The following is a 23,562-nucleotide window of genomic DNA, read 5'->3' as shown; positions in this document are numbered from 1 at the left end:
CCCTCCTCAGGGGCTGACTTCAGGCGGACTTCGGTCCGCCTTTTTTGATCGCGCTACTTTTTCATCGCGCGCCAGTTGAGCCATCCGCACAGCAGCATTACCGCGCTGGTGGCCAGAAATACCGGCCGCATGCCAAACGTTCCCCCGACCAGGCCGCCAAACAGCGGGCCCGTTACCTGGCCGATATACTGGGCCGACGTCGAATAGCCCAGCATCCGACCGACCTGCGATCCCGGCACGCTATGCCGGATAATGGCGGTGATGCACGGCAGCAGCCCGCCCAGCGCCATTCCCATCAGAAAACGCAGCAGCACCAGTTGCCAGGCGGCGGTAATAAACGCCTGCGGGATCAGCAGCAGCGCACTCAGCAATAAACCCGCCGTCAGCACCCGCCAGTGACCAATGCGGTCCGCCAGCCGTCCGAGGCGCGGCGCGGCAATCACCGTTCCCAGCGCGGCCGCCGACATCGCCAGCCCGGCGATCAGCGTAATCTGGTGATTACCCTGCACAAACTCGCCGACGTAGAGGGTGATAATCGGTTCAATCGACATACTGGCGAAGATCAGCAGCATGCCTGACAGCCACATCAGCCGCACCAGTCGCTGGTTCACCGGCGGTGTCGCGGGTGCTGAGGCTGGATTTTTACCGGGCGAGGCGGCAGCACGCGGCTGCTCTTTCAGCAGAAAGGTGGTCGCCAGGAAGGCGAGAAAAATAACCGCGCCGGTTAACCAGAAGGTCTGGCGAATACCGATCAGCGGCGGCAGCACGCCGCCCAGCAGCGGCCCGACCACGTTGCCAGCCATAATTCCGGAGGACAACACGCCCAGCGCCCAGCCGGTCTGCCCTTTGGGGGTTTGTGCCGCTACCAGGATGGTCGAGCCGGAGGCGTAACCGCCCAGCAGGCCCGCCAGCAGACGCAGCGCCACCAGCTGCCAGGGTGCAGTCGCCATACCGATCAGCGACATGGCGATGGCCATGCCGAGACTGGCGCGGATCAGCATCAGCTTACGGCCATAGCGGTCGGCCAGCCGGCCCCACAGCGGCGCGGTCAGCGCTGCGCTGAAGAAGGTAGCGCCGTAGGCCAGCCCCGACCAGCGTGCAATGGCGGCCGGCTGCTGCACGCCAAGTTGCTGAACATAGAGCGGTAAAAACGGCAGCAACAGCGTCATGGCCACAATGGTGCTGAAAGAGCCCAGCACACAGACCCATAAGTTGCGCTTCCAGTGCTGAAATTCTGCGTTTTCTGCTGTCTGTTGCATAAAGATATCCCGTCATTAATCAGGGATACAGGCTAACCAGGCGCGTCAGATAACAACAGTGGCGGCGCGATAGTTACTTAGTGGCGCTGATTGTTGCCGTATTGCAACAATCAGCCGCTGACCAGCGCCGCGATCAGCGTATCGCATAATAAACTGACCGGCGAAGCGGGTTGCAGCGTCTCACGCAGCAGCAGATAGCTCTGAAGCCGATCCATCTGCCACTCCGGCAGCAACTGCTGAATATCACCGCGGCTCACCGCCTCCTGCGCCATATAGGAAGGCAGATAGGCGATGCCGCTGCCCGCCAGCGCCGCATTCAGCAGCGCCATGCTGTTGTTGGCGCGAAAACGGCTGCGGACATCCAGCGCCAGCCGCTGCTTGTCGCGTCGGAACGGCAGCGCGGCGGTGTGTGCCGGCCCGTGAAACAGCAGCAGATCGTGACGCGGCAGCATCTCAGGATGGTCGATAGCGGGCCGCTGCGCCAGATAACCCGGTGCCGCATACAGGCCCCACTCAATATCGCTGAGCACCCGGAAATTGCCCTGCTGCGGTGGCCGGGATCGAATGACGATCGCCACATCAACCTGATCGTCCAGCGTATCGCGATTACGATCGGTCAGATCCAGATCAACGTTGATATGCAGGTGACGGCGCAGAAAGCGATTAAGCACCGGCACCACGCACTGACAGCCGTAGGTCACCGGGGCCTGTAGCCGCACGTTGCCGGCCGGTTGCTGATGCAGCTGCTGGACAAACGCATCTGCCCGCTGCACTTCCGCCAGCATGCGTACGCAGTAGGGATAGTAAGCCTGGCCGAGTTCGGTCAGTGACAGCCGCCGGGTGGTGCGCTGCAACAGCCGGATGCCCAGCCGCAGCTCCAGACGGGCAATTTCCCGGCTGACATGGGATTTGGACCAGCCAAGTGCCCGCGCCGCCTCACTGAAACTCTGCAGTTCCACCACCCGCGCAAACACCAGCATGGCGGTTAAATTGGCACTGTTTTCCATGCGTTACCGCTCCGATAGCCTGAGGATTCTGGCATCAAACTAGCATGTTCGGGGCAGCTTACGGCGACGGATCGGCAAAAAAGAAGGGGGAAATCAGACAGCGGCGCGGCGCGCATCGACCTTCCCGCACTTTTCACCTGGCGGGAAGGTCATCGCCGACCTCAACTGGCCATCGCCAGTGGAAACAGTAACCGATCCGGCTCTACCCGCCGCTGGCGGCGTAACTGGCCTGGCGTCACCATAAAATAGTTTTTGAAGGTGCGGGTGTAGGCTTGCTGGGTATCGAAGCCATAGTTCATCGCGACCTGCAATATCGCTTCATTGCTGCTCAGCAACGTCAGCGCAGATTCAGTTAAGCGCCGCTGGCGAATATATTCAGCCAGTGAAAATCCGGTATGCTGGCGAAACAGCCGTTGCAGATGCCAGCGGGAATAGCCCGAGCGACGCGCCACCTCATCCAGATGCAGATCGTGTCCTAGATTGTTCTCTATCCATTCCAGCAAACTGCGAATAAACTCGCGCTGATTCATGGGTTCCTCCTGGTTTACGCTGATGTGCAGTGAACCCACTTTACCCGGTTAAATTTATCCCTTAATTAGCAGAAAATTAGCGCAGAATTAGCAACCGCCAGATTCGGACCTGCGGCTGGCATTTACCCGTCAGGAAACGGTAACAACGCATTTGAATAATAAGCATTAAGTGACACCGGCCTTCCGGTAAAATAATTTGTGTTAAATCACGCCAGCGTCGATTTAACTATTATTCGTTAAGCCATAGCGGCCACAATTTAAATAATTTGCGTTAAGTCACGGCCGGGTCCGTCAGGCAAATTTGTGTTAAATAACGCCAGAGTAATTCACGTTGCAGCAAGCCGACCAATGCAGCCACGCTGCTGTAACGCGAAGTATGAAGGCGGTTTCCGCCAAAATAATTCGTGCTACAGCAAGGCGGCAAACGCAGGAGTCCCTGGGAGCTGACATCAGTCAGTGACCAGGGCGAAAAAGTGCAGCCAACGCGGCTCTAGTACGAAGAATGAAGGCGGTTTCCGCCAAAATAATTCGTGCTACAGCAAGGCGGCAAACGCAGGAGTCCCTGGGAGCTGACATCAGTCAGTGACCAGGGCGAAAAAGTGCAGCCAACGCGGCTGTAGTGCGAAGTATGAAGGCGGATAATTCTGTGCTAACTATCCGGGCATAAACTGCTCCCATCTTTCCAGAGGAGATCAGCCATGCGCGTGTTATTGGTTGAAGATGATGAAATGATCGGCGCGAACCTGCAGCAGGCTTTAGAGGGCGCGGGCTGGTCGGTAGATTGGGTACGCGATGGCGTTTTTGCCCATAATGCCTGGAGCGAAGGCGGCTACAGCTGCGTGTTGCTGGATCTCGGCTTGCCGCGTGATGACGGATTGCAGGTGTTGCGCCGGGCGCGCGGGCGCGGCGATTCCACGCCGGTGCTGATTCTGACGGCACGCGATACCGTGGCGCAGCGGGTGCAGGGGCTCGACAGCGGCGCTGACGATTACCTGCTTAAACCGTTCGATTTACAGGAAGTGCTGGCCCGGATGCGGGCGATTACCCGACGTCGCCACGGTGCGGCCGACTCGGTGCTCGGCAGTGGCGACGTGCAGCTGGATATGATGACCCGTGAAGTGCTGTATAAGGGCCAGCGCGAGCAGCTGACCGCGCGTGAATATGCCCTGCTTTATGCTCTGCTGGAGCGTCCGGGTGCCATTCTTTCTCGCGAGCAGCTGGAGAATCGCATTTACGGCTGGGGCGACGAAGTGAGCAGCAACGCGGTCGATGTGCTGATTCACGGGATGCGGCGCAAACTGGATAACGACGCGATTCGTAACGTCCGCGGACTGGGCTGGCGGGTGCCGGCAATATGAAATCGTTCCCCTTTATGCGCTCATTGCGCAATAAATTACTCAGTACGCTGCTGATTATTCATCTGCTGATGATCGGCGGCGTCACCTGGTATTTCTTCAGCTGCTACGGCGATATGATGGGCACCATGAAGGACGATCAGCTGTCGAAAATCGCTGATGCCTGGTCCACCAACAAACAGATGCCGGCGCTGACACCATTGATCACGCCTGATAAAGCCAAGAGCGCCTTTGTGGTACAGCTGTGGGATAACCAGGGCCGGCTGCGCGCCAGCTCATGGCCGGAACTGCACGCGCCGCTGCAAACCCAGCGCGGTTACCGTGATGTAGACGTAGGGCACTGTGATGACTGTGAATGGCGCATCTACACCCGACCGGGCCAGCCTGGCAGTGAGATCAAGACCATTCAGGTGATGCACAATCTCAGCTACATGAAAGCGCTGATGGTAAAACGGGCGCTGGCGGCGATCATTCCATTGATCCTGATGATGCCGCTATCGCTGCTGGTGATCTGGCTGGTGGTCCGCAAGATCACCCGCGATCTGCAGGTCGCCTCGCGGCAGATTGCGGCGCAGGAGACGCACCATCCGCACAATGTCTCACCCGAAGGGCTGCCGGATGAGATCCTGCCGCTGGTCGCCGCGTATAACTCGTTGCTGAACAAGCTGCGTGAGGCCTGGTCGTCGCAGCGGCAGTTCCTCGAAGATGCCGCCCATGAACTGCGTACGCCGGTCACCGCTGTCACGTTGCAGCTGGAGAACCTGCGGCAGCATATTCAGCCTGGCGAGGCCAGCCGGCAGTTCAGTCAGCTCGAAGCGGGCGTGACGCGCACCCGGCATCTGGTAACCCAGTTACTGAACGTGTCACGTCAGGAAGATCAAAGTGTGGTCGCCAGCATTGAGCAAATTGAACTGGAAGATCTGCTGAAAGAGAGCATTGAACAGTTAATGGTGGTGGCGGATAAACGCGGCATTGATATCGGCTTTAATGGTTCGACCCAGTATCGTCTGCAGGCCAGTCGGTCTGAACTGCGCAGCCTGTTTGATAACCTGATTGGTAACGCCATGTTGCACACCCCGGAAGGCAGCCTGGTGGATGTTCTGCTGCATCGGGTGGCGGGCCGGACGGTGGTCGATATCGTCGATAACGGACCGGGAATGCCGGAAGCCTTTATTGAACGCGCCTTTGACCGATTCACCCGTTCGCCTGACGTTAAGGCGCAGGGCAGCGGCCTCGGCTTATCGATTGTGCGCAGCGTCGCGCAGAAGCATCAGATTCAGGTCGCCCTCTCCAATTGCCTGACGCCACAGGGTGCCATTTGTGGTTTGCAGGTCCGCGTCACTTTTCCCTGATCCCGCCCATTTGATCACGAACCAGACAACGTAAACGGTTGCCTGGTTCCGTTCGCTTACTGCCATTATTGTGAAGCGCATCACATTTTCACTGAATTGTAATGCAACACTTTTTGACAAACGTGAGCAAAATCTATTTTCTATCGCTGTGTTGCAGGCACGCTACGCGAGCTGAAAACTGGCTGTTTTGTCCTGAATAACTCACTCCCCACCCAGGGATCGACTTCTCTCTGACTGCGCCTGCTGTGCAGCGGTCAAAAGCATGTGGTTAATGATAATGAAATTCAAAACGTTGATAGCAGGTGCCGTGCTGGCATGTTCCTGGACAGGTGTTGCGCAAGCCGCTGATAGCGATCCGCAATACCTGTCCGACTGGTGGCATCAGAGCGTAAACGTGGTGGGCAGCTACCACACCCGCTTTGGGCCACAGTTCAACAACGACGTTTATCTGGAATATGAAGCGTTTGCCAAAAAAGACTGGTTCGATTTTTATGGTTATCTCGATCTGACCAACTTCTTCGGCGTCGGTAACAGCAACGCCAACGGTATCTTTGACCACGGTTCTCCGATGTTTATGGAGATTGAACCGCGCTTCTCAATCGACAAACTGACCGGTACCAGCCTGGCGTTTGGACCGTTCAAAGAGTGGTATTTCGCCAATAACTACATTTACGACATGGGCCGTAACAGCGATAACCGCCAGAACACCTGGTACATGGGTCTGGGCACCGATATCGATACCCACAGCGATGTGGGCCTGTCACTCAACGTTTATGCCAAATACCAGTGGGAAAACTACGGCGCCGCGAATGAAAACAGCTGGGATGGCTATCGCTTCAAGGTGAAATATTTCGTGCCGATCACCACGCTGTGGGGCGGTAACCTTGGCTATGTAGGCTTTACCAACTTTGACTGGGGCTCCGATCTTAACGAGAAAGGCGGATCGTCGCGCACCAGCAACTCTATCGCCTCCAGTCACATCCTGTCGCTGGGTTACGATCACTGGCACTTTTCGGCCGTGGCGCGTTATTTCCACAATGGCGGTCAGTGGGCGGATGGGCAGGAGCTGAATTTCGGCAACGGTCCGTTTGAAGTGAAATCGACCGGCTGGGGTTACTATCTGGTAGCGGGTTACAACTTCTGATAAGCACGTGGCTGGCTGCAAAGCTGGCCACAGTGACTGTGACCTGAAAACGGCGCCGCTGTTGCCGGCGCCGATCGGCTAATCCACGCAATTATTCCTGCGGTTTCACCACGTTAATGCGCCATGGAATGCCGAATTTATCGATAAACATCGCAAATCCATTCGACCAGAACGTCTCCTGCCACGGGGTCGTCACTTTACCGCCCACTGACAGTTTCTCAAACCAGGTTTTACCCTGCTCCGCGTCAGTGGTGGCGAGGCTGACCGCGTAACCAGCATGATCGGACGCAGGCGGCTTCTGGGTGTTACCGTCGCTCAGCATCAACTCTCCCTGACCGATGCGCAGATGTGCGTGCATGATTTTTTCCGGCGGCTGTGGCGGCGCGGATTGATCGCCGACCTGCTCGCCCTGCTCTGGCATGTCGCCAAAGGTCATTTTCTCCAGCAGTTTCCCGCCTGTGGCCTGCAGGTAAAACCCGATTGCCTCTTCACAGCGACCATAGAGAAACAGATATGGACAGACTTGCATCGTCACCTCCGATTGTGGGTTGAACTCACGTTTACGCGAATACACCAAGTGTAGACGATGAAAGAACGCTGCCGCTCAGCGCTGGCAATAACGGCGAAATAACTGCGCCATATAACTGCTCATCGGGGTCAGCGCAGTATCCTTACGCTGAATCAGATAAAACATCGCTTTGGGCAACGGCTCATCCAGCGTCAGCGCCACCAGCGACCGGCCGAGAATCGGATCGTCGATCACATCCACCGATAAAATACTGATGAAATCGCTTTGCGCCACCAGGCTGGTACAGGCCATAAAGGTTTCACAGGTCACCACGATTTTCGGTGCCATGCCGCGTTCGTCGAACAGATCGTGCAGCAGGCGATAATAGCTGCCCTTGGGCGTCGGCATGGTCCAGTCAGCCTGCTGTAATTCGGCCAGCGAACGGGCTTTTTCCAGCGGATGGCCCTTACGCACCACCACTTTGTACTCACGCTCCATCATGCGTTCATACATCAACTCCTGATCGAGATGGCTTTGATCGTAAGTATTGATGGTGAAATCGAGCGCACCCTGCCGCAGCTCATGTACCATCGACACCAGCTGCCCTTCGACGATGCGCACCTTCACCAGCGGGTATTCACGATGAAACTGGTTAATCACCTGCGGCATGATGGTGCGTGCCACGCTGCCGCCGACGCCAATGTTCACCTGACCGCCGCCCAGCCCCAGCCGCTGCTGGATATCCTCCTGCGCCACCCGCAGCTCGGCCAGAACCAGACTGGCATGACGAAAAAAGTTATCACCGATGTCGGTTAAGACCACGCCCTGCTGACGACGGATAAACAGCCGTGCGCCAAGTTCACGCTCCAGTTCCTGAATCGCTTTGGTTAATGCTGGCTGCGAAAGCCCGGAAAGACGGCTCGCCGCCCGGATACTGCCCTGGCGCGCCACGTCGACAAAGGCGCGCAGCTGATGAAGCTTGAGGTTGGCAGACATAGATTTTGTGATAACCGTTGTTTATCAGTCACAAGATATTCGCATCTTATGCCGGTTATTACCATTGTGTAGATTCGAAGCAGTGCGTAAAAAACCAACAGTAAGGATCCTGCCGATGAATACCCTTTCCGACCATATCAGTGCCCGGCTGGCGCAGTTAAAAAGCTGGCGACGGGAGTTCCACCACTATGCCGAATCTGGCTGGGTCGAGTTCCGCACCGCCACCCGGGTGGCTGACGAACTGCACCAGCTGGGTTATCAACTGCAACTGGGCCGTGAGGTGATAGATGCCGACGCGCGCATGGGCTTACCCAGCGAAGACGTGCTGAAGCAGCAGGAAGCCCGGGCGCTGCAACAGGGGGCTTTACCGCAGTGGATCAGCCACTTCTCCGGCGGATTTTGCGGCATCGTGGCGACGCTGGATACCGGCCGTCCCGGTCCGGTTATCGGCTTTCGGGTCGACATGGACGCGCTTGATCTCAACGAGAGCCAGGCCGCAGATCACCTGCCACAGCGTGAAGGCTTCGCCTCCTGCAATCCCGGCATGATGCACGCCTGCGGTCATGATGGTCACACCACCATCGGCCTCGGTCTGGCGTCGGTATTAATGGCGATGAAAGATCAGCTGAGCGGCACGATTAAACTCATTTTCCAGCCCGCCGAAGAGGGCGTGCGCGGTGCCAAAGCGATGGTGGCGGCAGGCGTGGTGGATGATGTGGATCTGTTTACTGCCATTCACCTCGGCACCGGCGTGCCGGCGGGTGAACTGGTGTGCGGCAGCGACAGTTTCCTCGCCACCACCAAACTCGACGTCAATTTTACCGGCGTCGGCGCGCATGCCGGTGGCCGCCCGGAAGAGGGTCGCAATGCCCTGCTGGCGGCGGCCCAGGCCACGCTGGCGCTGCACGGTCTTACCCAGCACAGCGGCGGGGTGGCCCGGGTTAACGTTGGCGTATTGCAGGCCGGTACCGGTCGTAACGTGGTACCTGACTGTGCGCTGCTGAAAGTCGAAACCCGCGGCATTACCAATCAGGTTAACGATGACATTTACCAGCAGGCGCTGCGGGTCATTGCCGGCGCGGCGGCGATGTATGGCGTTGAACATCAGGTGCAGCTGATGGGGGCTGCCCGCAGCTCCACGCCGACCCAGCCGTGGGTGGACTTCATCCACCAGCAGGCAGATGCGCTCGGGATTTTCGATTCGGTGGTCGATCGCAAAGCCCAGGCGGCCGGTTCGGAAGATGCCACCTACATGATGGAGCGGGTCAAGCAGCACGGCGGTCAGGCCTCGTACGCCATTTTCGGCTGCGATCTGGCGGCGGGACACCACAACGCGAAGTTCGACTTTGATGAGCAGGTGATGCCGGTGGCGATCGCCCTGCTGGCAACCCTGGCGCTGAATCAGGCGCAGTTTGGCGGTGGCCGATGATGGAAACCTTCATTGCTGATTATATCGACCGTCATCAGGCACGCTTCAGCGCCCTCAGCGATGCCATCTGGGACACACCGGAAACCCGCTTTGCCGAAACCCGCTCGTCCGCCCTGCTGGCCGATGCGCTGGCAGATGAGGGCTTCAGCGTGGCGCGCGGCGTCGGCGGCCTTGATACCGCCTTTATCGCCAGCTTCGGCAGCGGTAAACCGGTGATCGCCATCCTCGGGGAGTTTGATGCGCTGGCGGGTCTGAGCCAGCAGGCCGGATGCGCCCGACCGCAACCGCTGGAGGCCAACGGCAACGGCCACGGCTGCGGCCATAACCTGCTCGGCACCGCTGGCGTGGCGGCGGCCAGCGCGGTAAAAGCCTGGATGCAGCAGCATGCAACCGGCGGAACGGTACGGTTTTACGGCTGTCCCGGCGAAGAAGGCGGCTCCGGCAAAACCTTTATGGTGCGTGAAGGGCTGTTTGATGATGTCGATGCTGCGGTGACCTGGCATCCCGAAGGCTTCAGCGGGATGTTTAACCTGCGCACCCTCGCCAATATCCAGGCGGCGTTCAGCTTCAAAGGGGTGGCGGCGCACGCTGCTAACTCACCACACCTCGGTCGCAGCGCGCTGGATGCGGTCACCCTGATGAACACCGGCGCCAACTTTCTGCGTGAGCACATCGTGCAGGAAGCGCGGCTGCACTATGCGGTCACCAACAGCGGCGGCGTCTCGCCGAACGTGGTGCAGGCCGACGCGGAAGTGCTCTACCTGATCCGCGCGCCGGAACTGCAGCAGGCGCAGGATATCTATCAGCGGGTAATCAATGTCGCCCGCGGGGCCGCGCTGATGACCGACACCACTCTGACGGTGCGTTTTGATAAAGCCTGCTCCGACTATGTGCCTAATCGCGCGCTGGAAGCGGTGATGGAGCGTTATTTGCATCAGTTTGGTCTGCCCGCTTACAGCGACGAGGAGCGGGCGTTCGCAGCAGAGATACGCGCCACCCTGACCGCCGACGATCTGCGCAATGCGCGACTCAACGCAGCCCGTACCGGCGGCGAAGCCGGCCAGGCCTGGGTTGAGCAACTGGGTGACAAGCTGTTTATGGATCAGGTAGCGCCCTATGCAGTGACCCGTGAACTGCTGTATGGCTCGACTGATGTCGGGGATGTCAGCTGGGTGACACCGACCGCACAGTGCTTTGCGCCCTGCTTCACCTTCGGTACGCCGCTGCATACCTGGCAGCTGGTGGCGCAGGGTCGCACCAGCATTGGGCACAAGGGGATGCTGCTGGCGGGCAAAGTGATGGCCGCCACCGTCGTCACGCTGTTGCAGGATCCGGCGGCGCTGGCCCGCTGTCAGGCCGAGTTCAACCGGGTCCGCGCCACACAACCTTATCACTGCCCGATCCCTGCCGGGATCACACCAACAAAACTGGCCGAATGAGCCAACGGCCGCGTCACCGGCGCGGACCGCTATAAAAAATATTATTGCAAACACCTTCTCTGATTCCGCCGTGCCGCAGGTGAATGTATTGCCGGACGCCTTACTCAACGTCCGGTATCGCGCGCGCTGCCGTGGATGACGGGACACAAGACGAGACCAGAAACTATGGAAGCAACATCAGAGAACCGCAGCCCTGGGCGACTTTTTAGCTGGGTTGAGCGGGTGGGAAATAAAGTCCCCAATCCGTTTTTACTGTTTGTCTATTTGATTGTGGTGCTGATGGTGGCCACCGCCATTATCAGCGCGCTGGATCTGGCGGTAAAAAACCCCAGCAACGGCGAACTGGTGCGGGTAAATAACCTGCTGAGCGTCGCCGGTATTCAGTGGATCCTGCCGAATATCATCAAGAACTTCAGCAGCTTTACTCCGCTGGGATCGATTCTGGCGCTGGTGATTGGGGCCGGTCTGGCGGAAAAAGTCGGCCTGTTGCAGTCGCTGATGGTGAAGATGGCGTCGCGCGTCAGCCGTCGCTACGCCAGTTACATGGTGCTGTTTATCGCCTTCTTCAGCCATATATCCTCGGATGCCGCGCTGGTGGTGATGCCGCCGCTCGGCGCGCTGATCTTTCTGGCGGTGGGACGTCATCCGGTGGCGGGACTGCTGGCGGCAATTGCCGGTGTGGCGTCAGGCTTTACCGCCAATCTGCTAATCGTCACCACCGACGTGCTGCTCTCCGGCATCAGTACCGAAGCGGCCAAAGCGGTCAGCGATACGGTACACGTCAGCGTCATCGATAACTGGTTTTTTATGGCCACCTCGGTGATTGTCCTGACCTTTGTCGGGGCGCTGCTGACCGATAAATTTGTCGAGCCGCGCCTGCCACAGTGGCAGGGTAACGGTGAAAGGCTGGCCCCGCTCACGCCGCTGGAGAACCGTGGCCTGCGGGCCGCCGGGATTGCTGCGCTGCTGTTTATCGCCCTGATGGCGCTGCTGGTGGTGCCGGAGAATGCCCCGCTGCGTAACCCCACCAGCGGGGCGATCATTCCCTCGCCGTTTATTCAGGGCATTGTGCCGATCATCATCCTGTTCTTCTTTGTGGTGGCGATTGCCTATGGCGTGGTCACCCGCCAGATCCGCCGCCCGGACGATATTCCGCAGTTGCTGGTCGATCCGATGAAAGGGATGGCGGGCTTTATCGTGATGGTGTTTCCGCTGTCGCAGTTCGTGGCGTTCTTTAACTGGAGCAACATGGGCAAGTTTATGGCGATTGGCCTGACAGATGTGCTGGAAAGCGCGGGAATCAGCGGAGCGCCAGCCTTTCTCGGGCTGATGTTCCTGTCGGCGTTTCTCTGTATGTTTATCGCCAGCGGCTCGGCTATCTGGTCGATTCTGGCCCCGGTGTTTGTACCGATGTTTATGCTGCTCGGCTTTCATCCCGCCTTTGCGCAGATGATTTTCCGTATTGCCGATTCAGCGGTGCTGCCGCTGGCGCCGATGTCACCGTTCCTGCCGCTGTTTCTCGCCTTTTTGCAGCGATACCAGAAGGATGCGCAGCTCGGCACCTATTACGTGCTGATCTTCCCCTATCCGCTGGTGTTTTTTATCAGCTGGATAGCGCTGCTGGTGGTGTGGTACTGGCTGGGACTGCCGATCGGCCCGGGCATCTATCCGCAACTGCCTTGAGGCACATCGCCACGGACGGCGAAAAGTGCAACATACGTTGCTAAAAACTCACCATCATCCCTCTCGGCAACCGCAGGCGAATTGATTATTCTGCTATTTCTTCGCGTGCTAAGGGTTAACTATTTTAATAAGCATCAGCCCTGCGACACCTGCAAACACTGCCCGAGGTTTAACCTGACATGACAACCACCTGCACCACCGGGATCACGCCGATTGCCACCGCATCGGCTGACCGTTCCAGCTTAGCCGGCCGCATTGATGCGCTGCCCTCCTCCGCCGGATTATGGCGGTTTATCACGCTGCTGGCGCTCGGCGGCTTTTTCGAACTCTACGATCTGTTTGAAACCGGCTATATCAGCTCCGGCCTGCTGGCGGCCGGACTGTTTCACACCGGCGGCGCTGGCGTGTTCGGGTTTTCCGATCAGGCGGCGTTTGCCTCCGCCACCTTTCTCGGTCTGTTTATCGGTGCCAGCCTGCTGGCTCCTTACGCCGACCGTTTTGGCCGCCGTCTGACCTTTATGTGCGCGCTGCTGTGGTACGGGCTGTTTTCACTGCTGATGGCGTTTCAGCAGAGCGCGGAGATGATCATCCTGTTTCGCCTGCTGGTCGGTATCGGTCTCGGGGTCGAACTGGTGACTATCGATACCTATCTGTCGGAGTGGGTGCCCAGCCATCTGCGCAGCCGGGCGTTCGCCTTTTCCTTTTTTGTGCAGTTTCTGTCGGTGCCCGCCGTGGCCCTGATGTCATGGTGGCTGGTGCCACAAACGCTGCTGAACCTCGAAGGCTGGCGCTGGGTGGTGATCGCCGGTGCCGTCTGTTCACTGGTGATCTGGTTTATCCGCAAGAACCTGCCCGAATCGGCGCGCTGGCTGGCACAGCAGGGCCGTCATCAGCAGGCACACCAGGTGTTATCCACCATGGAACAACGCTGCGGCCTGACGCCCGGCGCGCCCTTTCCGCCCGATGACGCCGCGGCACAGTTGCCAAAACGGGGGCGTTTTCGTGAAATCTGGTCACCCGCATATCGCCAGCGCACCCTGATGCTGGTGGTGATGAACTTCTTCCAGGCGATCGGCTTTTTTGGTTTCGGTAACTGGCTGCCTGCGCTGCTGTCGGGCAGCGGCACCACGGTGACCCACAGTTTGCTGTATGCCTTTTTTATCACCCTGGCCTATCCGCTGGGATCGCTGATCTGCAGCCGCTATGCGGATAAGCTGGAGAATAAATGGCAGATCGTGCTGTCGTCGCTGATGACCGTGGTGTTCGGTACGCTGTTCGCCTTCCAGACCAATCCGCTGTTGTTGATCGCCTGCGGGTTCCTGATCACCTGGTCCAACGCCTGGCTGACCTTCAGCTTCCACGCCTATCAGACCGAGATTTTCCCGACCCATATTCGGGCGCGGGCGGTCGGCTTCTGCTACTCCTTCAGCCGCCTCTCTACGGTGTTCAGCAGTATTCTGATTGGAGTGATCCTGCAGTATGCCGGCACGCCAGGTGTGATTACCTTTATCGTGCTGAGCATGGTGATGGTGATGCTGTCGGTAGGGATTTACGGGCCGAAAACGCGCGGTATCGATCTGGAGAATATCTAAAAGAAAAGGCCGTCATCCTGATGATGACGGCCTTTTTTTACTGCCGATTATTTGCCTTCCAGTACCCGGATATCGGCGCTGCCCAGACGATCTTTCTCATCTTTACGCAGCGCAGCGACCTGCTTCGCGCTGACCGGTTCAGACGCCTTGTTGCCCCAGCTGTTACGCACGAAGTTGACCACGTCGGCAACCTGCTGATCGTTCAGACGCCAGCCAAACGCCGGCATGGTGATGGTCGACGGCGCGCCCTGTACGCCAGGCAACTGTCCGCCCACCAGCACGATATGGATCAGCGAGGTCGGATCATCGGCCTGCACCACCGGATTGCCACGCAGCGCCGGGAAGAAGCGCTGATAGCCGCTACCGTCGGTTTTATGGCAGGCGGCACAGCTGTCGACATAGGTGGCTGCACCGGTCGCGCTGTCATCACCTTTCCACAACGCTTTGGCGGTGGCGTCATCGACGCTGAACACCGTCTGGTGCGGATCTTTCGCGCCCAGCGACTTCAGATAACGCGCAATGGCGGTGATATCCGCGTCGCTCAGATGCTGCAGGCTGTGTTCAACCACCTCGGTCATGCCACCAAATGCGGCGGTCTGATCGTTGCGGCCATAGCGCAGGAACTGCCGCAGATCGTCTTCACTCCAGCGACCCAGTCCATCACGGTTGTCGCCACGCAGATTGCTGGCGGTCCAGCCATCAATCGGCGCGCTGCTGCCAGCCAGATAGTCACTGCCTTCCTCGTTGGTCAGCGCCTTCTCCTGCATGGTGACGCTACGCGGCGTGTGGCAGGCACCACAGTGCCCCAGACCTTCCACCAGGTAGCGGCCGCGCGCCAGCACCGGATCTTCCTGTGCAGCAGGCTGGAACGCCTTCACCTCAGGAGCAAACACCGTACGCCAGATCGCCAGCGGCCAGCGCATCGACAGCGGCCACGGAATGTCGCTCTCTTTATTCGGCTGCTTCACCGCCGCCACTCCGTGCATGAAGTAAGCATACAGCGCCTTCATGTCCTCATCGCTGACCACCGCGTAAGAGGGAAACGGCATGGCCGGGTAGAGCGTATCGCCATTTTTCGCCACGCCATGACGCACCGCCTTCTGGAAGTCGTCGTAGCTGTAGTCGCCAATGCCGGTTGCCGGATCGGGCGTAATGTTGGTGGAATAGAGGGTGCCAATCGGCGTAGCCATCGGCAGGCCGCCCGCAAACGCCGCGCCGTCTTTCGCGGTGTGACAGGCAACACAGTCACCGGCACGCGCCAGATACTCACCTCGTTTCACCAGCTCGTCGCGGTTGTCGTCCGCCAGCGCGGCGAAGGTCAGGGTGCCCAAAATCAGGGCCAGAATGCCATTTTTCATCGCCATGTTCCTTATGCCTGCACCAGTGGACCTGGGTTCTTCAGGTACTGCTCACGAATCGCTTTAGCTGACCAGTAGGTCAGCGCCGCCACCATGCCGGTCGGGTTGTAGCCCAGTCCCTGCGGGAAGGCGGAAGCGCCTGGCACAAACACATTCGGCACATCCCAGCTCTGCAGATAGCGGTTTACCGCGCTGGTTTTCGGATCGTCGCCCATGATCGCCCCACCACTGATGTGGGTGGTCTGATAAACGGTCGAATCGAAATGGGTGCCCGGCTTTTTCGCGCCGCCAATGATCATTTTCGGGTTCATTGCTTCGGCGATTTTATGCATCTTGCCGACCATGAACTGCGCCATTTTGATGTCGTTCTCCTGCCAGTCAAAGGTCATACGCAGCAGAGGCTGGCCGTAGGCATCTTTGTAGTTCGGATCGAGATCAAGGTAGTTAGCGCGATAGGACTGGTGCGCACCGTGGGCATCCATCGACAGGTGATGGGTATAGGTGTCGGCCACCGCGGCTTTCCACTGGCTGCCCCAGTTCGGCGTACCCGCCGGCACCGGCAGGCCGGAGATCGGTTTGGTACCCGCCTGGTTAACCCAGAATGGCGATCCCCCGACAAAGCCGTGCGGACCGTGGTCGAAGTTATCGGCATTGAAATCATCAACCCCGACGCCCGCGCCACCCGCACCGATAAATGGGTTAGTGGTGGTGTTTTTGTCGAACAGTGCCTTCAGCGTCGAAAGGTTCTGATAGGCGAAGTTACGGCCGACGGTGCCTTCGTTGGTGATCGGGTTGTAAGGCTGCCCAATGCCCGACAGCAGCATCAGGTGCACGTTGTGGAACTGGAAGGCGGAGAGGATCACCAGGTCAGCGGGCTGAATCTGCTCGCGGCCCTGACCATCAACATAGGTCACGCCGGTGGCGCGCTTTTTGTCGTCGCTAAGGTTAACCCGCAGCACATAAGAGTTATTGCGCAGCTCAAACTTTGGCTCCTGACGCAGCGCAGGCAGGATATTGACGTTAGGCGACGCCTTGGAATACATGTAGCAGGCATAACCACTACAGAAACCGCAGAAGTTGCACGGGCCCATCTGTGCGCCGTAGGGATTCGTGTATGGGCCGGAGGTGTTAGCGGACGGCAGATCGTAAGGGTGATAGCCGACCGATTCTGCTGCCTGGGCGAACAGCTGCGCCGAATAAGTGCGCTTCTGGGCGGGCAGCGGGAAGTTATCTGAGCGATCGGGCGCAAACGGGTTACCGCCCTTGTCTTTCCCCACCACCTGGCCTTTGATGCTCCAGGCGCTGCCTGAGGTACCAAACACCTTTTCCGCCTTGTCGAAGAACGGCTCCAGTTCGTCATAGCTGACGCCAAAGTCCTGAATCGTCATGCCCTGCGGAATGAAGTTCTTGCCGTAACGCTCTTCGTAATGGCTACGCATCCGCAGTTCAATCGGATCGACGCGGAAATGGACGCCGGACCAGTGCAGGCCGGCACCGCCGGTGCCGGTGCCCGGCAGAAACGCTGCCAGCTGGCGATAAGGCACCGCGGTCTGCGAAGCATCATGACGAATGGTGACGGTGCTTTTAGAGAGATCCTGGAACAGTTTTTTGCGGACGTTGTAGGTCAGCTCATCAATTGACTGCGGGTAAGAGCCGTCAGGATAGGTATCGCGATGCGGTCCGCGTTCCAGTGCCAGCACGTTGAGACCCGCTTCGGTCAGCTCTTTCGCCATGATCGCGCCTGCCCAGCCGAAACCGACGATCACCGCATCCACTTTTTTCATTTCGTTTGCCATGCTTACGCTCTCTCCCCGCGAATCGACACTGACGGGAACGGATAACGTTCGCCGCGCTCTACCCAGTCCATGAAATCGGCGCGTGCGCCAGGGAAGTTGATCAGCTTCCAGCCCACCATTCCCTGATTACCGCCGTGGATAGGATCGCTAAAGAAGCCTTCGCGGGTGTTTTGCAGCAGAAACGCAAAGAAAGTTTTGGCCGGCAGCTGGCTGAATTCAGCGCTGCCGCTCTCCATCGCCTGCAGTAAGGCATCCTGCTGCTCGCCGCTCAGCTGCGCGAACACCTTGCCATGTTGCTGTTTGCTGTAGCCATCGGCGTCAGCAATGCCCAGGCGGTAGATCTGCTGCGGCACCAGCGGCAGCTGATAGCCCAGCTCTTTTGGCAGGTCGGGATTAAACGGTCCCTGCATATACCAGTTGGAGCCGGTGGCGTATGGGGTATTCATCTGGCGATCAATGAACTCTGGTACGCCGGCTTCCAGCGCACCCGGGCCGCGCTCATCGCGCGGGATCAGACGTGCAACCGCGGCAGAGATAAAGGCGAACTCTTCGGCGGTGAACCAGGCTGGCTGGTAGTCACGCGCCTGCTGGGGCGCGGCCGGGGTCTCAGCCGCCTGTGCCGCCAGCGGCAGCGACAGCGACAGTGCGCCCATCGCCGTACTGCCTACCGCCATTGCTGGCGCCAGGGTAATAGTCTTCAGCAAAAAATCCCTGCGTGAATGACCCTTTTTTTGTTCTGACATGACATTGCCTCATTCCCGCCAGGGGCGGTATGAAAGGGTAAATGGGTGCGTTGTTATGATTTTTATTTGCGGATTAAGGGTTACAGCTTCATTGTTACCGGTAACAATGCGCGCTAGTGTAACACCACTGTCGATAAAGATTTAGTTCCTGGAAACAAAACCGCACAATTTCATTAACATCCATTTCTTTTCTGTCATCAGCAGAAACAACAGACTACAGACATCAGGCAGGCAAAACGTTATAACAAGCAACACACAACAGCGGAGTGCCTATGTTTAAGTCTTTTTTCCCGCGGCCAGCGCTGTTTTTCAGCTCAGCGGCCCTCTGGAGCTTATTAGCGATTTTTGCCTGGTTTGGTTTTGCCGCGCATCTGCCCGGCATGTGGCCTACCTTTGACGCAGCGATGAAACAGCCGTTACCGACCAGCGCCGCGCGGTTTATTGCCGCCAGCCAGCTGTGGTTTTATCTCTATTACTGGGTCATGGTGGCCCTTTTTGCCCTCGCCTGGCGGCTGATTGACAATCATCCGTGGCAGCGCTGGTCTGTCTGGGGTTCGGCGCTGATTATTTTTGTCACCTGGTTTGGGGTGCAGGTCGGCGTAGCGGTTAACGCCTGGTACGGGCCGTTTTATGACTTAATTCAGAAGGCGCTGACGAAAGCTGGATCGGTGCAGATCGTTGAGTTTTATCACGAAGTGCGCGCCTTTCTCGGCATCGCGTTGATCGCGGTAGTGATTGGCGTGCTCAATTCGTTCTTTATCAGCCACTGGGTATTCCGCTGGCGTACCGCCATGAACAATTACTACATGCACAACTGGCAGCGACTGCGTCATGTCGAAGGCGCCGCGCAGCGTGTGCAGGAAGACACCATGCGGTTCGCCTCTACGCTGGAAGACTGGGGCGTCAGTTTTATTCAGGCGATCATGACCTTAGTGGCCTTTTTGCCGGTGCTGGTGGCGCTGTCGCACCATGTCAAAGATGTGCCGTTCCTCGGTAATATTCCGTATGCGCTGGTGATTGCCGCCATACTGTGGTCGGTATTCGGCACCGGTTTACTGGCGGTAGTCGGCATTAAGCTACCCGGACTGGAGTTTCGTAATCAGCGGGTGGAAGCGGCTTACCGTAAAGAGCTGGTGTATGGCGAGGATAATGCAGACCGCGCCCGGCCACAGACGGTGCAGGAACTGTTCGGTCGGGTGCGGTTCAACTACTTCCGCCTCTACTTTCACTATCTCTACTTCAACATCACCCGCATTCTCTATCTGCAGGTGGATAATGTATTTGGCCTGTTCCTGCTGTTTCCGTCGATTGTAGCGGGCACTATTACGCTGGGCCTGCTGAACCAGATTACTAACGTGTTTGACCAGGTACGTGGTTCATTCCAGTACCTGATCGCCTCATGGTCAACGCTGGTTGAACTGATGTCGATCTACAAGCGTCTGCGCAGCTTTGAGCAGATTCTGGATGATATCCCTCACGATGAGATGATGCGCGAAGCGTCAGAAGAGGTCTGATCGATTGAGGATAGCGTCGCTGCCGCTAGCGTGATCGGTTCCCGCCTCGGGCGGGAATGACCTCAACTCATGGCCCGCGTCTGCGGGCTTTTTTATCGCAAAAAGCCACCTGTCAGGGTGATTAGCCAGCTTGTATTTATAAGCTACAGCTTATATTGTTTAGCGTATACGTCATGACTGATACAGGGAGGTATGTCATGTGGACGGTACTTTTAAGCCAGCGCTTTGAAACGTGGTTACGTGAGCAGGAGCAGGCGCTGCAGGAAAAAATGTTAGCGGACCTGGGAAAGTTAAAAGTATATGGCCCTGACTTGCCTCGCCCCTATGCTGATACGCTAAAAGGCTCGCGGTACAGGAATATGAAGGAACTTCGTGTACAGTTTTCAGGTAAGCCAATCCGTGCATTTTATGCCTTTGATCCTATCCGTCAGGCTATCGTGCTGTGTGCAGGCGACAAAACGCAGGACAAGCACTTTTATAACAGAATGATACGCATTGCTGATGATGAATTCTCAGCCTGGCTCGCTGAACAGGAGAAGGAGAGTAGATAATGAGAACCCTGGATGAGGTTATTGCTGGCTTCTCACCTGAGAGTCAGGCCCGAATCAAAGAAATGTCTGACGAGATGGTATTAGAAGTCGGTCTTCAGTTGATACGTGAAGAGCTTCAGCTATCACAAAAGACTCTCGCAGAGGCAATGGGTGTGCGTCAGCCTGCTATTGCTCAGATTGAGCAACGCGGGAATGACATTAAGATTGCCACGCTCAAACGTTATATCGAGGCGATGGGGGGGAAACTCAGCCTGAATGTGGAACTTCCAACTGGAAAAAGCGTTGCCTTTCACCTCTGAACAGTAAAGCCCGCGTCTGCGGGCTTTTTTATCGCAAAAAGCCACCCGTCAGGATGGCTTCAGATAACACAACACCGGGGCTAAACGCCCCTGCGCCGCTAAGCGGCAATCACTTTTTACAAGGCAATACGCATGACGCTGTCGGGATCTTTTGGCGGCGCTTTACGCGAACCTGGCTGCTTGACGCTGACATACAGGGTGTTACCGTCGGCGGACAAGGCGAGGCTGTTCGGCAGACCCGGGGTTTTCACGCTCCGCTTCAGGCGGTAGTTGCTGGCGTCAATGATGCTGACTTCGCCCGCTTTACGGTGAGTGACATAAAGCTCATTGCGATCCTGGTTGAACAGCACCGCCAGCGATTCCGGCACGTCAATCCGTTGGATCACCTGCTGAGTGCGCAAATCAACCACCAGCACCTGAGCCTGCTTTGAATCGCTGAGGAAGGCACGCTGACCGCGCGTATCCAGCGCAATGTTCAGGAAAAAGTGTTCTTTATCGCCGTCGATCTTCTGCTTCTTCTCAATCGCGTTGGTGCGGGCGTTAAGGGTAACCAGTTCACCGTCGCCGTTGGTGACGTAAACTTTCTGCGCCGCGGAATCTACCGCCAGACCGGTCGCCATTTTGCCGGTATTCGGCACGGTACTGATCAGTTGCAGCGTACTGCCATCCACCACCCAGACCACGCTCTGCCGACCCAGTCCGGTAACATAGACACGATTGGTTTTCACATCGACGGCTACCTGACGCGGCTGCAACGGACGCACCGTTTCACTGCGCTTGCGGCCATCGAGTAGCAGGCTGTTGATCACTTTTCCGCTACTGGCATCAATGGCGGTCAGTGACCCTTCAACGGTATTGCCAATGTAAAGCACGTTAGTCTGCGGATTGATCGCTGCGCCAAACGCTTTCAGGTCACTATTAATCGACTGCTGCACCGCCAGCGTAGTGGGATCGAGACGGAAAACCGTGCCGCCGTTACCGCTGCTGTTCTGCGCCGTGGAGACAAAAACCGCGTTATCTTTCGGGCTGAAGGCCAGTTCGTACACGCCTTTGCCGATCGGCTGATTAAGTTCATCTGCCTGCACCGCCGATAAGCCTGACGCAGAAAACAGTGCTGTTGCCAGCATCAGAGGACGCAGCGCCCAGCGCGTATTGATTATCGCTTTCATAACTTCTCCATATTAAATCCACCGCAGACACGGTGAAAAGAAAGCCCGACATTGCAACCAGAAAGCATCTGAACCGCGATCAGATGAGGATGTTTTTGAGAATAATAATTATTTCGGTGGGAAAGTGACAGGATTATTATTGGTCAGCAACCAACGCCGCCAGGACGCCCGGGGGCGTCCTGTCAGCACAAGCGGAGAATGCGCAGCTTATTTCAGCAGCTCAGCGGTCATGTGAACGCCGTTGTTGGTGTAAGCTTCGGTGATTTTATATGAAGCACCGTGTTCCTGCGCCTGAGCAGCGATTTTCGCTTCAGCGCCATCAAGCGTAGAGTCGATAGCGGTCACAGACTGGGCGAAGCTGGCGAATGGCAAAACTGAAAGGGCGATAACTGCTGCAAAAGTTTTGATAGATTTCATGGTCAATTCCTCGATTACGTTTTATCAGGTAAGGCGTGTTGCCTTGTTGATAGATATATTAGGCCGAATATTGATCAGTAAAAAGCGGAGACTTTTGCTTATCTCTTTCAATAAAACTGATGATGAAAAGCACATTTCGCATAGTTATTGCTCAAAAGGTTAATAATCCACAGCCAATAAAAAAGGCAGCACAAATAGCTGCCTTTGATCGATTATCCGTGATGCCGCACCCGGCTGAAGATAGTCAGCGCCGCCAGCAGCATCAGCACCCCGCTGGCGAGGAATACGCCACCCGCTCCGCGCAAATCAAACATCCAGCCACCCGCTGCGGCACCGACGGTGATCGCCAGCTGGATAGTCGCCACCAGTAAACCCCCGCCTGATTCGGCATCATCCGGCACCGCGCGCGAAATCCAGGTTGACCAGCCGGTTGGCATCGAACCAAACGCCATGCCCCATACCGCCACACCCACGCCCACCAGCCAGCCGACGTCGCCGAAGCTCACCAGCAGCAGCGCGGTGAGGCTCATCAGCAGCGCCATGCCGCTGAGGGTCAGCGAGACGCTGCGGGTCACCAGGTAGCCAGCCAGCGAGGTGCCGAAAAAGTTCGCCACGCCAAAGGCCAGCAGCGCCAGCGACAGCTGATTGAGATTCAGCTGAGCGACGCCTTCGAGGAACGGGCGCAGATAGGTAAAGAAGGCGAAGTGGCCGGTAAACATCATGATGACAGCCAGCATGCCCCAGCGCATCACGCCGATCCGCAGCAGATCGAGCACCCCGCCGCTGCGCGCCTTATTCTCTGCCGGCATCGCGGGCAGGGTGAAAAATTGCCACAACAGCGCCACCGCTCCCAGACCGGCAGTCAGCATAAAGATGTTGCGCCAGCCGACCAGCCCACCGAGATAACTGCCGAGCGGCGTGGCGATAATGGTCGCCAGCGAGATACCGCTAAAGACGATGGAGAGCGCGCGCGGCACCTGATCGGCCGGCACCAGCCGCATGGTAATCGCGGTCGACAGCGTCCAGAAGCCGCCAATCGCCATGCCCAGCAGCACGCGCGCCAGCAGGATGGTTGTCAGGTTCCCGGCCAGCGCCACCATCAGCGCTGAAGCGATCAGCAGCAGTGAAAACACCAGCATCACAATGCGGCGATCAAGCCGTCGGGTGACGCTGGCGGTGATCAGGCTGGTAAATAGCGCGACCAGTGCAGTAATGGTTACGGTCTGACCCGCCTGACCTTCGGAGACGCCAAGGCTCTGGGCCATCGGCGTCAGTAAACTGACCGGTAAAAATTCGGCGGTGATCAGGCTGAATACGCCAAACGCCATTGCAAATACCGCGCCCCACGCGGGACGGGCGGGCGAGGAAACCTCATCAGCCACTTCGGTTGTCAGACTCATGCTGCTTCTCCGGATGCAAAA

21 protein-coding genes are annotated in these 23,562 nt (G+C 57.7%); 10 read left to right on the top strand and 11 right to left on the bottom strand.

What is annotated here, in order from left to right; translation table 11 throughout:
- Positions 1 to 53: 53 nt before the first annotated feature.
- From AC6I8D_RS01600 to AC6I8D_RS01590, 3 genes are all read right to left on the bottom strand, one after another.
- Positions 54 to 1,259 (bottom strand): MFS transporter, encoded by a 1,206-nt coding sequence (locus AC6I8D_RS01600; RefSeq protein WP_312056366.1) that lies wholly within the window; start codon positions 1,257 to 1,259, stop codon positions 54 to 56.
- Between the two features lie 110 nt (positions 1,260 to 1,369).
- Complete coding sequence (locus AC6I8D_RS01595; protein WP_312056365.1) at positions 1,370 to 2,266, bottom strand: LysR family transcriptional regulator; 897 nt, start codon at positions 2,264 to 2,266, stop codon at positions 1,370 to 1,372.
- 161 nt (positions 2,267 to 2,427) lie between these two features.
- The gene (locus AC6I8D_RS01590) at positions 2,428 to 2,796 is read right to left on the bottom strand and encodes a helix-turn-helix domain-containing protein (RefSeq protein WP_031377916.1); all 369 of its coding nucleotides are present in this window, start codon (positions 2,794 to 2,796) and stop codon (positions 2,428 to 2,430) included.
- 698 nt (positions 2,797 to 3,494) lie between these two features.
- On the opposite strand from AC6I8D_RS01590, the gene AC6I8D_RS01585 reads away from it, so the two are divergent.
- The 3 genes from AC6I8D_RS01585 (at position 3,495) to AC6I8D_RS01575 (ending at position 6,647) form a co-directional block, all read left to right on the top strand.
- On the top strand, positions 3,495 to 4,154 hold the full coding sequence (locus AC6I8D_RS01585) for a response regulator (protein WP_312056362.1): 660 nt from the start codon (positions 3,495 to 3,497) through the stop codon (positions 4,152 to 4,154).
- Complete coding sequence (locus tag AC6I8D_RS01580; RefSeq protein WP_497819546.1) at positions 4,151 to 5,503, top strand: sensor histidine kinase; 1,353 nt, start codon at positions 4,151 to 4,153, stop codon at positions 5,501 to 5,503. The genes AC6I8D_RS01585 and AC6I8D_RS01580 overlap by 4 nt, the downstream gene beginning before the upstream one ends.
- A gap of 277 nt (positions 5,504 to 5,780) precedes the next feature.
- Entirely contained in the window at positions 5,781 to 6,647 is an 867-nt protein-coding gene (locus AC6I8D_RS01575; protein WP_031377761.1) for a nucleoside-specific channel-forming protein Tsx, read from the top strand.
- Between the two features lie 91 nt (positions 6,648 to 6,738).
- Here AC6I8D_RS01575 and yjdN read toward each other — a convergent pair whose 3' ends face one another.
- The gene (yjdN, locus tag AC6I8D_RS01570) at positions 6,739 to 7,176 is read right to left on the bottom strand and encodes a VOC family metalloprotein YjdN (protein WP_312056359.1); all 438 of its coding nucleotides are present in this window, start codon (positions 7,174 to 7,176) and stop codon (positions 6,739 to 6,741) included.
- Between the two features lie 75 nt (positions 7,177 to 7,251).
- Positions 7,252 to 8,151, bottom strand: coding sequence for a LysR family transcriptional regulator (locus AC6I8D_RS01565; RefSeq protein WP_312056357.1), 900 nt, complete (start codon positions 8,149 to 8,151; stop codon positions 7,252 to 7,254).
- 115 nt (positions 8,152 to 8,266) lie between these two features.
- Between AC6I8D_RS01565 and AC6I8D_RS01560 the strand changes: the two genes are divergently transcribed.
- From AC6I8D_RS01560 to AC6I8D_RS01545, 4 genes are all read left to right on the top strand, one after another.
- Positions 8,267 to 9,580 carry an amidohydrolase gene (locus tag AC6I8D_RS01560; RefSeq protein ID WP_312760358.1) on the top strand — a complete coding sequence of 438 codons (1,314 nt, stop codon included), beginning with the start codon at positions 8,267 to 8,269 and terminating at the stop codon, positions 9,578 to 9,580.
- Complete coding sequence (locus tag AC6I8D_RS01555) at positions 9,577 to 11,019, top strand: M20 family metallopeptidase (RefSeq protein WP_312760360.1); 1,443 nt, start codon at positions 9,577 to 9,579, stop codon at positions 11,017 to 11,019. Before AC6I8D_RS01560 ends, AC6I8D_RS01555 begins: the two co-directional genes overlap by 4 nt.
- Before the next feature lie 165 nt (positions 11,020 to 11,184).
- Positions 11,185 to 12,702 carry a p-aminobenzoyl-glutamate transporter gene (gene abgT, locus AC6I8D_RS01550; protein WP_312056354.1) on the top strand — a complete coding sequence of 506 codons (1,518 nt, stop codon included), beginning with the start codon at positions 11,185 to 11,187 and terminating at the stop codon, positions 12,700 to 12,702.
- Positions 12,703 to 12,881: 179 nt separating this feature from the next.
- Positions 12,882 to 14,294 (top strand): MFS transporter, encoded by a 1,413-nt coding sequence (locus tag AC6I8D_RS01545; protein WP_312056353.1) that lies wholly within the window; start codon positions 12,882 to 12,884, stop codon positions 14,292 to 14,294.
- A gap of 47 nt (positions 14,295 to 14,341) precedes the next feature.
- On the opposite strand, the gene AC6I8D_RS01540 is transcribed toward AC6I8D_RS01545, so the two are convergent.
- Genes AC6I8D_RS01540 through AC6I8D_RS01530 form a run of 3 tightly spaced genes read right to left on the bottom strand, consistent with a single transcriptional unit; the run spans position 14,342 to position 18,191 of the window.
- A complete protein-coding gene (locus AC6I8D_RS01540; RefSeq protein WP_312056352.1) occupies positions 14,342 to 15,652 on the bottom strand; it encodes a c-type cytochrome in 1,311 nt (436 codons plus the stop codon).
- 11 nt (positions 15,653 to 15,663) lie between these two features.
- Entirely contained in the window at positions 15,664 to 17,448 is a 1,785-nt protein-coding gene (locus AC6I8D_RS01535; RefSeq protein WP_312760362.1) for a GMC family oxidoreductase, read from the bottom strand.
- Positions 17,449 to 17,450: 2 nt separating this feature from the next.
- Positions 17,451 to 18,191 (bottom strand): gluconate 2-dehydrogenase subunit 3 family protein, encoded by a 741-nt coding sequence (locus AC6I8D_RS01530; protein ID WP_312760364.1) that lies wholly within the window; start codon positions 18,189 to 18,191, stop codon positions 17,451 to 17,453.
- A 272-nt stretch (positions 18,192 to 18,463) separates the two neighbouring features.
- Here AC6I8D_RS01530 and sbmA point away from each other — a divergent pair, with 272 nt between their 5' ends.
- The 3 genes from sbmA to AC6I8D_RS01515 all read left to right on the top strand — a co-directional run bounded on the left by sbmA (position 18,464) and on the right by AC6I8D_RS01515 (position 20,555).
- Positions 18,464 to 19,705, top strand: coding sequence for a peptide antibiotic transporter SbmA (gene sbmA / locus AC6I8D_RS01525; RefSeq protein ID WP_312056350.1), 1,242 nt, complete (start codon positions 18,464 to 18,466; stop codon positions 19,703 to 19,705).
- A gap of 197 nt (positions 19,706 to 19,902) precedes the next feature.
- A complete protein-coding gene (locus tag AC6I8D_RS01520) occupies positions 19,903 to 20,256 on the top strand; it encodes a type II toxin-antitoxin system RelE/ParE family toxin (protein ID WP_312760366.1) in 354 nt (117 codons plus the stop codon).
- Complete coding sequence (locus AC6I8D_RS01515; RefSeq protein WP_312760368.1) at positions 20,256 to 20,555, top strand: helix-turn-helix domain-containing protein; 300 nt, start codon at positions 20,256 to 20,258, stop codon at positions 20,553 to 20,555. Before AC6I8D_RS01520 ends, AC6I8D_RS01515 begins: the two co-directional genes overlap by 1 nt.
- Positions 20,556 to 20,671: 116 nt before the next feature.
- Here the strand turns inward: AC6I8D_RS01515 and yncE are convergent, their stop codons facing one another.
- From yncE to AC6I8D_RS01500, 3 genes are all read right to left on the bottom strand, one after another.
- The gene (gene yncE, locus AC6I8D_RS01510) at positions 20,672 to 21,724 is read right to left on the bottom strand and encodes a 7-bladed beta-propeller protein YncE (RefSeq protein ID WP_312760370.1); all 1,053 of its coding nucleotides are present in this window, start codon (positions 21,722 to 21,724) and stop codon (positions 20,672 to 20,674) included.
- 207 nt (positions 21,725 to 21,931) lie between these two features.
- A complete protein-coding gene (locus tag AC6I8D_RS01505; RefSeq protein WP_094122178.1) occupies positions 21,932 to 22,141 on the bottom strand; it encodes a YdgH/BhsA/McbA family protein in 210 nt (69 codons plus the stop codon).
- Between the two features lie 212 nt (positions 22,142 to 22,353).
- Positions 22,354 to 23,541, bottom strand: coding sequence for an MFS transporter (locus AC6I8D_RS01500; protein WP_497819545.1), 1,188 nt, complete (start codon positions 23,539 to 23,541; stop codon positions 22,354 to 22,356).
- Positions 23,542 to 23,562: the final 21 nt, after the last annotated feature.

It is taken from the genome of Pantoea sp. X-Soil-MYKO-1785 (assembly GCF_059730675.1).
Note: the sequence above shows the minus strand (reverse complement) of the source record. Positions and strands in the feature narration are given on the sequence as shown.